Annotated in this window: 13 protein-coding genes; 9 read left to right on the top strand and 4 right to left on the bottom strand. The window is 51.5% G+C overall.

All coding sequences use genetic code 11. From position 1 onward, the window contains the following. Window positions 1-203: 203 nt before the first annotated feature. Both purU and IAE50_RS10760 read right to left on the bottom strand, forming a co-directional pair. On the bottom strand, window positions 204-1046 hold the full coding sequence (gene purU / locus IAE50_RS10765) for a formyltetrahydrofolate deformylase (RefSeq protein ID WP_023478636.1): 843 nt from the start codon (window positions 1044-1046) through the stop codon (window positions 204-206). A 47-nt stretch (window positions 1047-1093) separates the two neighbouring features. Further along, window positions 1094-1552 carry a YchJ family protein gene (locus IAE50_RS10760; protein WP_200580237.1) on the bottom strand — a complete coding sequence of 153 codons (459 nt, stop codon included), beginning with the start codon at window positions 1550-1552 and terminating at the stop codon, window positions 1094-1096. A gap of 111 nt (window positions 1553-1663) precedes the next feature. Here IAE50_RS10760 and rssA point away from each other — a divergent pair, with 111 nt between their 5' ends. From rssA to galU, 3 genes are all read left to right on the top strand, one after another. Beyond that, a complete protein-coding gene (gene rssA / locus IAE50_RS10755; protein ID WP_200580236.1) occupies window positions 1664-2572 on the top strand; it encodes a patatin-like phospholipase RssA in 909 nt (302 codons plus the stop codon). 91 nt (window positions 2573-2663) lie between these two features. Further along, window positions 2664-3677, top strand: a complete 1014-nt coding sequence (gene rssB / locus IAE50_RS10750; protein WP_054803457.1) for a two-component system response regulator RssB — start codon at window positions 2664-2666, stop codon at window positions 3675-3677. 198 nt (window positions 3678-3875) lie between these two features. Beyond that, window positions 3876-4787: a UTP--glucose-1-phosphate uridylyltransferase GalU gene (galU, locus tag IAE50_RS10745; protein ID WP_094419769.1), complete on the top strand. Its 912-nt coding sequence runs from the start codon at window positions 3876-3878 to the stop codon at window positions 4785-4787. 277 nt (window positions 4788-5064) lie between these two features. Here galU and hns read toward each other — a convergent pair whose 3' ends face one another. Then, window positions 5065-5475 (bottom strand): histone-like nucleoid-structuring protein H-NS, encoded by a 411-nt coding sequence (gene hns, locus IAE50_RS10740; RefSeq protein WP_023478663.1) that lies wholly within the window; start codon window positions 5473-5475, stop codon window positions 5065-5067. Between the two features lie 546 nt (window positions 5476-6021). Here hns and tdk point away from each other — a divergent pair. After that, a complete protein-coding gene (gene tdk / locus IAE50_RS10735) occupies window positions 6022-6636 on the top strand; it encodes a thymidine kinase (protein WP_200580235.1) in 615 nt (204 codons plus the stop codon). Between the two features lie 92 nt (window positions 6637-6728). Here tdk and adhE read toward each other — a convergent pair whose 3' ends face one another. Continuing rightward, a complete protein-coding gene (gene adhE / locus IAE50_RS10730; protein WP_200580234.1) occupies window positions 6729-9410 on the bottom strand; it encodes a bifunctional acetaldehyde-CoA/alcohol dehydrogenase in 2682 nt (893 codons plus the stop codon). 478 nt (window positions 9411-9888) lie between these two features. Here adhE and IAE50_RS10725 point away from each other — a divergent pair, with 478 nt between their 5' ends. From IAE50_RS10725 to oppC, 5 genes are all read left to right on the top strand, one after another. Further along, complete coding sequence (locus IAE50_RS10725) at window positions 9889-10536, top strand: YchE family NAAT transporter (RefSeq protein WP_200580233.1); 648 nt, start codon at window positions 9889-9891, stop codon at window positions 10534-10536. A gap of 641 nt (window positions 10537-11177) precedes the next feature. Next, window positions 11178-11318, top strand: a complete 141-nt coding sequence (locus IAE50_RS10720; protein ID WP_180344334.1) for a hypothetical protein — start codon at window positions 11178-11180, stop codon at window positions 11316-11318. A gap of 35 nt (window positions 11319-11353) precedes the next feature. Continuing rightward, window positions 11354-12985 (top strand): oligopeptide ABC transporter substrate-binding protein OppA, encoded by a 1632-nt coding sequence (gene oppA / locus IAE50_RS10715; RefSeq protein WP_200580232.1) that lies wholly within the window; start codon window positions 11354-11356, stop codon window positions 12983-12985. A gap of 135 nt (window positions 12986-13120) precedes the next feature. Then, window positions 13121-14041 (top strand): oligopeptide ABC transporter permease OppB, encoded by a 921-nt coding sequence (gene oppB, locus IAE50_RS10710; protein WP_054803454.1) that lies wholly within the window; start codon window positions 13121-13123, stop codon window positions 14039-14041. Between the two features lie 14 nt (window positions 14042-14055). Further along, window positions 14056-14964 carry an oligopeptide ABC transporter permease OppC gene (gene oppC / locus IAE50_RS10705; protein WP_023478831.1) on the top strand — a complete coding sequence of 303 codons (909 nt, stop codon included), beginning with the start codon at window positions 14056-14058 and terminating at the stop codon, window positions 14962-14964. Window positions 14965-14967 lie beyond the last annotated feature (3 nt).

Raw genomic sequence — 14967 nt, 5'->3', positions numbered from 1 at the left:
CAGATTTGCAGTCAGCTCCCTTATGATCGCTCGGGAACCCCACCACGGGGTCACTACATTTTACTGGCTGCTTCCTTCTCGGGAAGCGCGGCGCATCATACCAAATGACGCGTCTCTGTAAAGCATTCAATCGTGAAAAATGAATCGGTTGCCTGCTTTTTACCCGTAACGCTGTAAAGCCAGGCAACCTCAAGAGTAAGTGCTTAAAGAATGATCGTCCGGTTGCCGTAAACAAAGACGCGCTGGGCCAGCACCTGGTAGAGCGCGCGGCTGAGCACGTTCTTCTCGACATCGCGACCGGCGCGCATCATATCTTCAGCAGTATAGGTGTGATCAACATGAATCACGTCCTGCATGATGATCGGGCCTTCATCCAGGTTGTCATTCACGTAGTGCGCCGTAGCACCAATAATTTTCACGCCGCGCTCGTAAGCCTGGTGATAAGGGCGTGCGCCAATAAACGCCGGCAGGAAGGAGTGGTGGATATTGATGATCTTATTCGGGAAGCGCGAGACAAAGTCCGGCGTCAGGACGCGCATGTACTTCGCCAGCACCACGTAATCAGGCTGATGGGCTTCAATCGCTTTCACCATCAGGTTGTCATGCGCTTCGCGCGTTAAACCTTCATGGCTGACCAGCTCGAAAGGAATGTCGAAGCGTTCAACCAGCGGGCGCAGCGTTTCGTGGTTGCCAATGACCGCTGCAATCTCCACATCCAGGCCGCCATAGTTGGCTTTCATCAGCAGATCGCCCAGGCAGTGCGCCTCTTTAGTCACCAGAATCACCACCCGACGACGACCCGCCGCGTTCAGCTCGCGAACAGAGCCTTCCGGCAGCGCGCTGTCGAGATCGGCCAGCAGCGTGGCATCGTTAAAAATGCCCTCAAGCTCGGTACGCATAAAGAAGCGGCCGGTACGGTGGTCGACAAATTCATTATTCTGAACAATGTTCAGCTCGTGCTTATAACAAATGTTAGTAATGCGAGCGATAAGGCCCTTCTGATCGGGGCAGATGGTGCGCAGAATTTTACGTTGTAAAGAGTGCATTGCCGGGTAAATCCTGTTGAGTGTGTTTGTTAAGGGTGATGCCGGGCTTATTGCCCGCAGCACTTTTTAAATTTTTTACCTGACCCGCAGGGGCAGGGATCGTTACGACCAAACTGTGGGCGCGTACCGTCAATGTAGTACCATTCGCCGTTTTCCTTTAAAAAACGGGAACGTTCAATAATTGCGCCATTTTTGTCATTCTCGCGAAAGCGAGCAACAAAACAGACATAACCTTCATTGTCATCGTGACCGTAAGCGTGCTCAAATAGCGTCAGTCCGAGCCAGGTTGTGGCGGCGAAACCAGCCTCAATCTGTTCCCGAAAGGTGTGTGCCGCGCAGGAGGGATGCCAGGTTTTCACCAGATAATCCGTCTGATGTAGGACAAAAGCGGTATAGCGAGAACGCATCAGGCGAGAGGGATCCGGCGCCGTGTGATGACCAGACAGATAAGGCTGGCAACATACGCTATACTCCTGAGCGCTACCGCAAGGACATGTTTGAGACAAAACAGCATTCCTGAAACAATAATAACGGCGCAGCACGCGCCAGGGTGGCAATATGTTAACTGAGCCGCCGCGTTGTGGCTACAGTAAGCCGGGGGAAGTGAAGCACGCGGAATGAGAACGGTAAAAATCGGTCTGGCGCTGGGTTCTGGCGCAGCCAGAGGTTGGTCGCATATCGGCGTCATTAATGCGTTAGAGCGCGCCGGCATTACTATTGATGTCGTGGCGGGATGCTCAATCGGGTCATTAGTTGGCGCGGCATACTCCTGTGGACGTTTGTCTCTGCTGGAGAATTGGGTGCGCTCTTTCCGCTACTGGGACGTACTGCGGCTTATGGATCTCTCCTGGCGCCGCGGCGGTTTGCTGCGCGGTGAACGCGTGTTCAATCAATACCGTCAGCTCCTTCCTTTCGACGACTTTAGCCACTGCGAAAAGCGTTTTGGCGCGGTCGCAACCAATCTCAGCACCGGGCGTGAGTTATGGTTTACCGAGGGCGATCTGCACCGCGCTGTGCGCGCCTCGTGCAGTATTCCCGGTTTGATGTCGCCCGTTGCGCATAATGGCTACTGGCTGGTCGATGGCGCGGTGGTTAACCCGGTGCCGGTCTCATTAACCCGTGCGCTGGGTGCTGACATCGTTATTGCCGTTGATCTCCAGCACGACGCCCATTTAATGCAGCAGGATCTGCTCTCCGTAACACCCGCCGATAGCGAGATGGAAAAAGGCAGCGGTGAAGCACTGCACTGGCATCAGCGACTGCGCGAGCGGTTAAGCCGCTCCACGCCGAAACGCCCGGTGACGCCGACCGCGATGGAGATTATGACCACCTCGATCCAGGTGCTGGAAAACCGCCTTAAGCGCAACCGTATGGCGGGCGATCCGCCGGATATTTTGTTGCAACCCATTTGTCCGCAAATATCCACTCTCGATTTTCATCGTGCTGATGCGGCGATTGCCGCCGGGCAACTAGCGGTGGAAAAGAGCATGGACGAGTTACTTCCGCTGGTGCGGACTTTAGCGTGAACATAATTTTTATAAGACTTCAGCAAATTCTGACAGGCGAGCGTCGGCGAAGCATGCCACTATTGATCTACTGTCAGGCAGGGGAGATGAGATGACGCAGCCGTTGGTCGGGAAACAGATATTGATAGTGGAAGACGAACTCGTTTTCCGATCGCTGCTGGATTCATGGTTGCAATCTCTCGGCGCAACGACGTTGCTGGCCGGAGACGGGGTGGATGCGCTGGAGCAGATGGCTGGCAATCAACCCGATTTAATTATTTGCGACCTGGCCATGCCGCGTATGAATGGTCTCGCGCTGGTTGAAGCGCTGCGCAACCAGGGCATGCAGACGCCGGTGCTGGTGATTTCCGCTACCGAAAATATGGCCGACATTGCAAAAGCGCTGCGCCTTGGCGTGCAGGATGTCGTGCTGAAGCCCGTTAAAGATTTCAATCGTCTGCGGGAAACTATCTTCGCCTGCATCTACCCAAATATGTTTAATTCCCGGGTGGAGGAGGAGGAGCGTTTATTCCAGGATTGGGATGCGCTGGTAGATAACCCGCAGGCCGCAGCCAATTTATTAAAAGAGCTTCAGCCACCTGTTCAGCAGGTCATTTCCGGCTGCCGCGTAAATTATCGCCAGCTTGTTTCCGCTGAAAGCCCCGGGCTGGTGCTGGATATTGCACCGCTTTCCGGACACGATCTCGCTTTCTATTGTCTTGATGTTACCCGCGCCGGCAATAATGGCGTGCTGGCAGCGCTGCTGCTGCGCGCATTATTTAATGGCTTACTTCAGGAGCAATTGTCACATCAGCGCCAGCGCTTACCTGAAATGGGTGCTTTACTTAAGCAGGTAAACCAACTGTTGCACCAGGCAAATTTGCCGGGGCAGTTCCCGTTGCTGGTGGGGTATTACCACAGTGAGCTTAAGAATTTGTTATTAGTCTCGGCCGGTTTAAACGCGACGTTAAATACCGGGGAGCATCAAATTCAAATCAGCAGTGGTGTTCCTCTCGGTACGCTTGGGAATACCTATCTCAATCAGGTAAGCCAGCGCAGCGAAGCGTGGCAATGCCAGGTCTGGGGTGCAGGCGGGCGGTTACGCTTAATGTTGAACGCGGAATGAGCGATCGCGTGGCGAAGCTCAGATAGATTTACCCGTCATATAAAAACGGGTGCTAATATCGCCGCAGTTTCTTCGTATTAATCCTAATTAGTTGTTAGCGCGTCCTTTTCAGACCTGGTCATTGGGTTGGTACTGATATACTCAGACGCGAGTTAATTCATGAACCTGTTCAAATCATGGACAGTCCAGGAGATTTCAATGGCTGCAATAAATTCGAAAGTGACTAAAGCAGTAATCCCGGTCGCGGGGTTGGGAACGAGGATGCTACCAGCTACGAAGGCAATTCCGAAAGAAATGTTGCCGCTGGTTGATAAGCCATTAATTCAGTATGTGGTTAATGAGTGCATTGCCGCGGGTATTACTGAAATCGTTCTGGTAACACATTCATCTAAAAACTCTATTGAAAACCACTTCGATACCAGCTTTGAGCTTGAAGCCATGCTGGAGAAGCGCGTTAAACGTCAGCTTCTCGAAGAAGTGCAATCTATTTGCCCGCCGCACGTCACCATCATGCAGGTGCGTCAGGGTCTGGCGAAGGGTCTGGGTCATGCCGTTATGTGCGCGCATCCGGTTGTCGGCAACGAGCCGGTCGCCGTAATCCTGCCAGACGTTATCCTTGATGAGTTCGAGTCCGATCTGTCGCAGGATAACCTTGCTGAGATGATCAAACGCTTCGACGAATCCGGTGCCAGCCAGATCATGGTTGAGCCGGTAGATGACGTTACCGCTTACGGCGTAGTGGACTGCAAAGGCGCCACGCTGAACCCGGGCGACAGCGTGCCGATGGTTGGCGTGGTTGAGAAACCGAAAGCGAACGTCGCACCGTCAAACCTGGCAGTTGTAGGCCGTTATGTCCTGAGCGCTGAGATTTGGCCGCTGCTGGCGAAAACGCCTCCGGGAGCCGGTGATGAGATCCAGCTTACCGATGCTATCGATATGCTGATCGAAAAAGAGACCGTTGAAGCCTATCACATGAAAGGCAAAAGCCATGACTGTGGTAATAAACTCGGCTATATGCGCGCCTTTGTAGAATATGGCATTCGCCATAAATCACTGGGTGAAGAGTTTAAAGCCTGGCTGAACGAAACGGTAGGCGCTGCTAAAGCATAACCCCCAGCGCAGACCGTAAATAAGGTCGACGTTAATCGTGCTCAGCACTGATTATCGTCGGCCTTTTTTATTGCGTGTTTATCAGCGGCCCGCTGTGAAAAGGGGGCATAAGAAAAAGCGTATAATGCTGGTAATAAAAGTAGCGGGTTTTTGAGCGCTGCCCATGACGAAAACAAACGACGTCATTGTCCGGGCTATTTGTGAAGAAATTGTGTAGAACGGATAAAAAAAATCCCGCCAGCGGCGGGATATTAAAAGCAGATAAGATTTTACTCACTTACGCGAGCAGGAAATCTTCCAGCTTTTTACCTTGTTCATCGATAGCTTTTTTGATTACTGCTGGAGTACGACCCTGGCCGGTCCAGGTTTTCGTTTCGCCATTTTCATCTACGTAGCTATATTTAGCCGGACGCGCAGCGCGTTTTGCTTTGGTACCCGTTTTAGCCGCAGCCATGCTGTTCAGCAATTCATTCGGGTCAATACCATCAGCAATTAACATTTCACGATACTGCTGCAGTTTACGGGTACGCTCTTCAACTTCAGCTGCGGCAGCGTTCTCTTCTTCACGACGCTCATTAACCACAACTTCTAATTTTTCCAGCATCTCTTCCAGTGTTTCCAGCGTGCATTCTCTTGCCTGTGCGCGCAGAGTACGGATGTTGTTCAGAATTTTAAGGGCTTCGCTCATTGTAGTAATCTCAAACTTATATTGGGGTGGTTTGTTGGGCTAATAATAGAGCGTTAAATTCAGCAGTGCAATAGCCGCGAATGTAAGGAATTCAAAATAGCCCTTTATTTAAGTTTTTTCTAAATACCGTTATCTTAAATTTTTAATCAACAACCACACTGCCAAACAGGTATAAGCGTGCAATCCAGGTTCGGTCATATGCAAAGGCGAAGCGATATTTTTTGATTATTCCTTTGGGAGAAATAGCCATAATGGATAAATAACAACCGCGTTTATTACCGAGCTAAATGCGGTTACTTTAGTAAAATATTAATAATTTCTGAATGATATGATGAGAATCATCGCATAAGAATAGTATGCTAACTACCTGAATTTGTTATGGCTGTTTCTTTTGCAGCTACAGCTGCTGCGTTCGGAAAGTGCGCATTTATGCGTAAATCTGTCTACAGGATTAACCTAAGCTCCAACGGTTGCTCAGGTCCGGCCGTTAAAACATGATACAATTCGCCGCAGGATCATCACACTTTGATTAGGGTTTTGCGCGCAATGGCACAGCTTTATTTCTACTATTCAGCAATGAATGCAGGGAAATCGACGGCATTACTACAGTCCTCGTACAATTATCAAGAGCGAGGCATGAGAACGGTAGTTTATACCGCAGAAATTGATAACCGCTTTGGTGCAGGGAAAGTCACTTCCCGGATTGGTTTATCCTCGCCCGCACGTCTGTTTAATCAGCACACCTCGCTGTTTGACGACATTAAAGCTCAACACCAGCAAGAAGCCGTGCACTGCGTGCTGGTGGACGAATGCCAGTTCTTGACGCGAGAGCAGGTATACGCCCTGTCAGAAGTGGTGGATGAGCTTGATATTCCCGTGCTCTGTTATGGGCTGAGAACTGATTTCCGCGGCGAACTCTTCGGCGGGAGCCAGTATTTGCTGGCGTGGTCAGATAAATTAGTGGAGCTTAAAACCGTCTGTTTTTGCGGACGCAAGGCAAGCATGGTGCTGCGACTTGACCACGAAGGGCGTCCTTATAATGAAGGCGAGCAGGTGGTTATTGGCGGCAATGAGCGCTACGTCTCCGTATGCCGTAAACATTATAAGGAAGCGCTGGCAGAAGGCTCTCTCGCGACGATACAGGCGCGGGTAAGAGGGTAGGGATTGCGTTCCGTGACCAGAGTAAATAGATTCTGGTTGCGCAGAAAATAAAAAACCCGCCGAAGCGGGTTTTTTTTTATGACGCTATATCATTAAGCGGGTTTCTTCGCTTTTTTGTCAGCTTTAACCGGTGCAGCTTCCACTTTTGGCGCGGCAGCGGCTTCACCCTCTTTATATTCGCGACCGTAGAAGGTATCCAGCAGGATCTGCTTCAGCTCTGCAATCAGCGGGTAACGCGGGTTCGCGCCGGTGCACTGGTCGTCAAACGCATCTTCAGAAAGTTTGTCGACGTTGGCCAGGAAGTCCGCTTCCTGCACGCCAGCTTCGCGAATTGATTTCGGAATACCCAGTTCCGCTTTCAGGCTCTCCAGCCAGGCCAGCAGCTTCTCAATTTTTGCCGCGGTGCGGTCGCCCGGTGCAGAGAGACCCAGGTGATCGGCAATCTCTGCGTAACGGCGGCGTGCCTGCGGACGGTCATACTGACTGAACGCGGTCTGTTTGGTCGGGTTGTCATTCGCGTTGTAGCGGATAACGTTGCTGATCAACAGGGCGTTAGCCAGACCGTGCGGAATATGGAACTGCGAGCCCAGTTTGTGTGCCATGGAGTGACACACACCGAGGAAGGCGTTAGCGAACGCAATACCGGCGATGGTTGCGGCACTGTGGACACGCTCACGGGCAACCGGGTTTTTCGACCCTTCGTTATAAGAAGCCGGCAGGTTCTCTTTCAGCAGTTTAAGTGCCTGCAGCGCCTGACCGTCGGAGAACTCAGAAGCCAGAACCGAGACGTACGCTTCCAGCGCATGGGTTACCGCATCCAGACCACCAAAGGCGCAGAGGGATTTCGGCATATCCATCACCAGGTTGGCGTCGACAACCGCCATATCCGGGGTGAGGGCGTAATCCGCCAGCGGATATTTCTGACCGGTAGCATCATCGGTAACCACCGCAAACGGCGTCACTTCAGAACCGGTACCGGAGGTAGTGGTCACGGCGATCATTTTCGCTTTGACGCCCATTTTCGGGAACTTGTAGATACGTTTACGGATATCCATAAAGCGCAGCGCCAGCTCTTCGAAGTGGGTTTCCGGATGTTCGTACATCACCCACATGATTTTCGCCGCATCCATCGGGGAGCCGCCGCCAAGGGCGATAATCACGTCCGGTTTAAAGGAGTTCGCCAGCTCAGCGCCTTTACGCACCACGGTCAGCGTCGGATCCGCTTCCACCTCGAAGAACACTTCCGTTTCCACGCCTGCAGCTTTCAGCACGGAGGTGATCTGGTCAGCATAGCCGTTGTTGAAGAGGAAACGGTCGGTCACGATCATCGCGCGTTTGTGACCATCAGTAATCACTTCATCCAGCGCGATAGGCAGAGAGCCGCGGCGGAAGTAGATTGATTTCGGAAGTTTATGCCACAACATGTTCTCAGCTCGCTTAGCAACGGTTTTCTTGTTGATCAGGTGCTTAGGACCAACGTTTTCTGAGATGGAGTTACCACCCCATGAACCACAACCCAGAGTCAGGGAAGGCGCAAGTTTGAAGTTGTAGAGGTCACCGATACCACCCTGAGAAGCCGGGGTGTTGATAAGGATACGCGCGGTTTTCATCATCTGGCCGAAGTGCGCCACACGCTCAGGCTGGTTGTCCTGGTCGGTGTAGAGGCAGGAGGTGTGCCCGATACCGCCCATGGCGACCAGTTTCTCCGCTTTCACCACCGCATCGTCGAAATCTTTCGCGCGATACATTGCCAGGGTCGGAGAGAGTTTTTCATGTGCAAACGGCTCGCTCTCATCCACCACGGTGACTTCACCGATGAGGATTTTGGTGCTTGCCGGTACGCTAAAGCCCGCCAGTTCAGCAATTTTGTGCGCTGGTTGGCCAACGATAGCCGCGTTGAGCGCGCCGTTTTTCAGGATAATATCCTGAACCGCTTTCAGCTCCTGGCCCTGCAGCATATAGCCGCCGTGGCTGGCGAAACGCTCACGCACTGCGTCATACACGGAGTCGACAACCACAACCGACTGTTCAGAAGCACAGATAACGCCGTTGTCGAAGGTTTTTGACATCAGCACAGAGGCGACAGCGCGTTTGATATCGGCGGTTTCGTCGATAACAACCGGGGTGTTACCCGCACCCACGCCGATAGCCGGTTTACCGGAGCTATAAGCGGCTTTCACCATGCCCGGACCGCCGGTCGCGAGGATCAGGTTGATATCCGGGTGATGCATTAACGCATTGGAGAGTTCGACGGAAGGCTGATCAATCCAGCCGATAAGGTCTTTCGGCGCACCTGCCGCGATTGCCGCCTGCAGCACGATGTCCGCTGCTTTGTTGGTGGCATCTTTTGCACGTGGGTGCGGAGAGAAGATGATTGCGTTACGGGTTTTCAGGCTAATCAGTGATTTAAAGATTGCAGTAGAGGTGGGGTTAGTGGTCGGTACGATACCGCAGATAATGCCGATAGGCTCAGCGATAGTGATCGTGCCGAAGGTATCATCTTCCGATAATACGCCGCAGGTTTTCTCATCTTTATACGCGTTGTAGATATACTCGGAAGCAAAGTGGTTTTTAATCACTTTATCTTCGACGATACCCATGCCGGATTCAGCTACGGCCATTTTCGCGAGGGGGATTCGAGCATCTGCGGCAGCCAGGGCGGCGGCGCGGAAGATTTTATCTACTTGCTCTTGAGTAAAGTTGGCATATTCACGCTGGGCTTTCTTCACACGTTCAACGAGTGCGTTCAGTTCAGCGACATTAGTAACAGCCATAATGCTCTCCTGATAATGTTTAAACTCTTTTAGTAAACCATCTGCGCAAACTGTCAGTATAGACAGCGTCGAAACAGGTTGTGTAAAGCTATGTAAGTCAATAAGTTACACAGCATAAATACCGCTGGTTTACTAAAAGAGCCTTAACGAACCGGGAGCAATTATTGACATTTCTGCTCTCTATTCGTGGCATCAAGATTACCCACTTCAGAGTAATTAATGCGTGATCCATATCAAGTTTTCACCAAGCTGACACCTTTCAGCTTGGCCATTATTGGCGAGTTGTATCAATTGTTAATGTTTATCCGCTAATTAAGGCTCGGATTTTTCACATTTGCCTTAACTCAATAACACCCTGTTTTATCAGGGTTATTAGCGAATGAACTGATGGACTCCAGAAAAAAATCGCGTATCTTCTGCATGGATTTTCCTGTCACGCTATTGTTTCTAAAGTACTGGCGATAACGCGGAGCTTGCTGTGGATCACTTTGGGTTTGATTTTCCTCTCTATTTTAAATTTTTCGTCGGTCTTTTTGCGCTGGTGAACCCGGTTGGCATCATCCCGGTTTTTATCAGTATGACCAGTTATCAAATGGCCGATGCCCGTAATAAAACCAATCTTACGGCGAATGTCTCAGTCGCTATCATTCTATGGACGTCACTCTTCCTGGGCGACACCATCCTGCAGCTGTTTGGTATCTCAATTGACTCTTTCCGCATTGCCGGCGGGATCCTGGTTGTTACCATCGCAATGTCGATGATCAGCGGCAAGCTGGGGGAGGATAAACAGAACAAGCAGGAGAAATCAGAAACCGCTATCCGTGAAAGCGTGGGCGTGGTGCCGCTGGCATTGCCCTTAATGGCAGGGCCGGGCGCAATCAGCTCCACCATCGTTTGGGGGACGCGCTATCACACCCTTGCACATTTGATTGGCTTCTCACTGGCGATTGCGCTGTTCGCGCTCTGCTCATGGGGGCTGTTCCGCGTTGCGCCCTGGCTGGTGCGCCTGCTCAGGCAAACCGGCATTAACGTCATTACGCGTATTATGGGGCTCCTGCTGATGGCGTTAGGCATTGAGTTTATTGTTGCCGGCGCGAAATCGCTTTTCCCCGGCCTGCTGAATTGATTCATTCTTTCATTTATATAGGTTTTATTTTTTCGGGGCGCGATAACATCGCGCTTTCGAATGTAAGCCTGCTCGCATAATTAGCAAAAGATATGAAGAATCAGCAGAAGGGCGGCAGACATAACAAATTACAATAATCAGAAAAGCTGTTTTCTATCATAGAATTATAAGTTCCATGAATCATTAATGTCTGCATTTTGAGCAATTAACTCTGTTATTTCTCTCACATCATACTATTGGGCTTGCCGAGTCATTATCGAAATGATATTAGTACTTTCAATCTCCTCGCAGAGTAATGTGCTAAAAAGTAGTCAATTGTTGATTTTTTGTGCAAATCTCTGCGAAGGCAGCCAACAAGTATCACAAGGCGGTGATACTTCTTTATCTGATTGATAATTCATAAGAAAAAACCAACAGGGAGACGCAGTCGTCATCTCGCTGCGGCTGTCGCTACGCCGTAAAAGAGAAATGGTTAACAAATTTGCAAAATGTATTGGCGGCGGTCTCGGGCATTTGTTATTTTCCGGCGAATGTCTTTATCAGCCTCATAATTTACAGCGTAAAGCGATTTGTTGAGAATCGTTTTCAATTAGAAAATAAATAGCATGAATACAACGCGTCTCGACAGGGGAGGCGCGTTAATGAATCGACGCGAGATTGCCGTTCGAGCGATCCGTAATAAAAAAGTCGGTGATAGCAGAAGTAAAAAAAAGATGTCTGAAAGCGCCAAAAGCTCCTGCGCTATTCAGGCCCCCGAACAGGGGATGATACAGCTGGCATAAATGTCGGTAATTATAATGATTGGAGTCACAACACAATGTCCATCATCACAAAGAAAAGCGTAGTTGCAGCGGGTATTTTAGCAGCGCTAATTTCCGGTAACGCCGCCTTCGCGGCCGACGTACCGGCTGGCGTTCAACTGGCGGAAAAACAGACGCTGGTGCGCAATAACGGTGCTGAAGTGCAATCTCTCGATCCGCATAAAATCGAGGGCGTTCCGGAATCAAACGTTAGCCGTGACCTGTTTGAAGGTCTGCTTATTTCCGATGTTGAAGGCCACCCGACTGCCGGTGTTGCTGAAAAATGGGAAAACAAAGATTTTAAAGTCTGGACATTCCATCTGCGTAAAAACGCCAAATGGTCAGACGGCACCCCGGTTACCGCCCATGACTTCGTCTATAGCTGGCAGCGCCTGGCAGATCCGAAAACGGCTTCTCCGTACGCCAGCTATCTGCAATATGGCCACATCGCCAATATCGATGACGTTATCGCCGGTAAAAAACCGACCAGCGAACTGGGCGTAAAAGCGATCGATGATAATACCTTCGAAGTCACGCTGAGCGAGCCGGTTCCCTATTTTTATAAACTGCTGGTTCACCCGTCCGTTTCCGCTGTGCCAAAAGCCGCGATTGAAAAATTTGGCGATAAGTGGACCCAGCCTGCAAATATCGTTACCAACGGCGCTTACAAGCTGAAAGATTGGGTGGTCAACGAACGTATCGTTCTTGAGCGCAACACCAATTACTGGGACAACGACAAAACCGTTATTACCCAGGTGACCTACCTGCCAATCTCGGCAGAAGTGACGGACGTTAACCGCTACCGCAGCGGCGAAATCGACATGACCTATAACAACATGCCGATTGAACTGTTCCAGAAACTGAAAAAAGAGATCCCGAAAGAAGTTCACGTCGATCCGTATCTCTGTACTTATTACTACGAGATCAACAACCAGAAAGCGCCATTCACTGACGTTCGCGTGCGTACCGCCCTTAAACTGGCGCTGGACCGCGATATCATCGTTAATAAAGTGAAAAACCAGGGCGATCTGCCTGCTTACAGCTACACCCCGCCATACACCGACGGTGCAAAACTGACCGAACCGGCCTGGTTCAAAATGACCCAGGAACAGCGTAATGCCGAAGCGAAAAAACTGCTCGCCGAAGCGGGTTACACAGCTGACAAACCGCTGAGTTTCAGCCTGCTGTATAACACCTCCGATCTGCACAAAAAACTGGCGATTGCCGTTGCCTCGATCTGGAAGAAAAACCTCGGTGCCAACGTCAAGCTGGAGAACCAGGAGTGGAAAACCTTCCTCGACACGCGTCATCAGGGCACCTTTGATGTTGCACGTGCCGGCTGGTGCGCGGATTACAACGAGCCGACCTCCTTCCTGAACACCATGCTTTCAGACAGCTCGAACAACACCTCGCACTATAAGAGCCCGGCGTTTGACAAGCTGATCGGCGACACGCTGAAAGTGACCGACGAAGCGCAGCGCGCTGAGCTTTACTCCAAAGCTGAACAGCAGCTTGATAAAGACTCCGCCATCGTTCCGGTTTACTACTACGTGAACGCCCGTCTGGTGAAACCGTGGGTGGGTGGCTACACCGGTAAAGACCCGTTAGATAATATCTACGTGAAAAACTTGTATATTATCAAGCATTAATGGCAATGAGTGGGGCAGGGCGACCTGCCTCACAGTGTCTTATTTTTATCGCACCAGAACACACATCGGTCGCAGACGGCACCTGGGTCGTCTGAAAGAGAATGTGTAAAAGGCACAGGCCAGAAGGTACGGGCAATGTTGAAATTTATCCTGCGTCGCTTTCTTGAAGCGATTCCAACACTCTTTATTCTGATTACGATTTCGTTCTTTATGATGCGTCTTGCGCCGGGAAGTCCTTTTACCGGTGAACGTGCGCTTGCGCCGGAAGTAATGGCCAATATCGAGGCGAAATACCATTTGAACGATCCCATCACCACCCAGTATTTCAGCTACCTGAAACAGCTGGCGCATCTGGATTTTGGTCCGTCGTTTAAATACAAAGATTACACCGTGAATGACCTGGTGGCGGCGAGCTTCCCGGTTTCCGCCAAATTGGGCGCCGCGGCGTTTATCCTCGCGATTGTGTTCGGCGTGACGGCAGGCGTTATCGCCGCGTTAAACCAGAACACCAAATGGGACTACACGGTAATGGGGTTAGCCATGACCGGGGTAGTGATACCCAGCTTCGTTGTCGCTCCTCTGTTAGTGATGATATTTGCCATTGTGCTGCAGTGGCTACCGGCCGGCGGCTGGAATGGCGGGGCACCTAAATTTATGATCCTGCCGATGGTCGCGCTCTCGCTCGCCTATATCGCCAGCATCGCGCGTATCACCCGTGGTTCGATGATTGAAGTGCTGCACTCCAACTTCATCCGCACCGCGCGCGCGAAAGGGCTGCCGATGCGCCGGATCATCTTCCGTCACGCGCTGAAACCGGCGCTGCTGCCCGTGCTCTCCTATATGGGCCCGGCTTTTGTCGGCATCATTACTGGCTCCATGGTTATCGAAACGATTTATGGCTTGCCGGGCATCGGCCAGCTGTTCGTGAACGGCGCGCTTAACCGCGACTACTCGCTGGTGCTGAGCCTGACGATTCTGGTCGGCGCGCTGACCATCACCTTCAACGCGATTGTTGATGTGCTCTACGCCATCATCGATCCGAAAATTCGTTATTGAGACTGGAGTTCGCCATGATGTTAAGTAAGAAAAACAGCGAGGCGCTGGAAAACTTCAGTGAGAAACTCGAAGTCGAAGGGCGTAGCCTTTGGCAGGATGCGCGTCGCCGCTTTATGCACAACCGCGCGGCGGTCGCCAGCCTGTTTGTACTGGTGCTGATTGCGCTGTTCGTGACGCTGGCGCCGATGCTGTCGCAGTTCAGCTACTTTGATACCGACTGGGCTATGATGTCTAACGCGCCGGATATGGAGTCAGGGCACTACTTCGGCACCGACTCCTCCGGGCGCGATCTGCTGGTGCGTGTGGCTATCGGCGGGCGTATCTCGCTGATGGTCGGCATCGCCGCGGCGCTGGTGGCAGTAGTTCTCGGTACGCTCTACGGTTCGCTCTCTGGCTACCTGGGCGGCAAAACCGACTCGGTGATGATGCGTCTGCTGGAGATCCTCAACTCCTTCCCGTTTATGTTCTTCGTTATCCTGCTGGTCACCTTTTTCGGGCAGAACATCCTGCTGATCTTTGTGGCTATCGGCATGGTCTCCTGGCTGGATATGGCGCGTATTGTGCGCGGCCAGACCCTGAGCCTGAAGCGTAAAGAGTTTATCGAAGCGGCGCAGGTGGGCGGGGTCTCTACCGCCAATATCGTGATGCGCCATATCGTGCCGAACGTGCTGGGCGTGGTGGTGGTGTATGCCTCGCTGCTGGTGCCGAGCATGATCCTGTTCGAATCCTTCCTGAGCTTCCTCGGCCTCGGTACGCAGGAGCCGCTCAGCAGCTGGGGCGCGCTGTTAAGCGATGGCGCAAACTCAATGGAGGTTTCTCCATGGTTGCTGCTCTTCCCGGCGGGTTTCCTTGTGATCACCCTGTTCTGTTTCAACTTTATCGGCGATGGCCTGCGTGATGCCCTCGACCCGAAAGATCGTTAAGGA

Source organism: Kosakonia sp. S42 (genome assembly GCF_016624785.1).
Taxonomy (GTDB): Bacteria; Pseudomonadota; Gammaproteobacteria; order Enterobacterales; family Enterobacteriaceae; genus Kosakonia; species Kosakonia cowanii.
This window is presented reverse-complemented; position numbering and strand designations above follow the sequence as displayed.

Bases quoted from the DNA above. Each gene is read 5' to 3' on its own strand.
- purU (WP_023478636.1), bottom strand. From the start codon at position 1,046: ATGCACTCTTTACAACGTAAAATTCTGCGCACCATCTGCCCCGATCAG.
- rssA (WP_200580236.1), top strand. From the start codon at position 1,664: ATGAGAACGGTAAAAATCGGTCTGGCGCTGGGTTCTGGCGCAGCCAGA.
- rssB (WP_054803457.1), top strand. From the start codon at position 2,664: ATGACGCAGCCGTTGGTCGGGAAACAGATATTGATAGTGGAAGACGAA.
- galU (WP_094419769.1), top strand. From the start codon at position 3,876: ATGGCTGCAATAAATTCGAAAGTGACTAAAGCAGTAATCCCGGTCGCG.
- hns (WP_023478663.1), bottom strand. From the start codon at position 5,475: ATGAGCGAAGCCCTTAAAATTCTGAACAACATCCGTACTCTGCGCGCA.
- tdk (WP_200580235.1), top strand. From the start codon at position 6,022: ATGGCACAGCTTTATTTCTACTATTCAGCAATGAATGCAGGGAAATCG.
- adhE (WP_200580234.1), bottom strand. From the start codon at position 9,410: ATGGCTGTTACTAATGTCGCTGAACTGAACGCACTCGTTGAACGTGTG.
- IAE50_RS10720 (WP_180344334.1), top strand. From the start codon at position 11,178: ATGAATCGACGCGAGATTGCCGTTCGAGCGATCCGTAATAAAAAAGTC.
- oppA (WP_200580232.1), top strand. From the start codon at position 11,354: ATGTCCATCATCACAAAGAAAAGCGTAGTTGCAGCGGGTATTTTAGCA.
- oppB (WP_054803454.1), top strand. From the start codon at position 13,121: ATGTTGAAATTTATCCTGCGTCGCTTTCTTGAAGCGATTCCAACACTC.
- oppC (WP_023478831.1), top strand. From the start codon at position 14,056: ATGATGTTAAGTAAGAAAAACAGCGAGGCGCTGGAAAACTTCAGTGAG.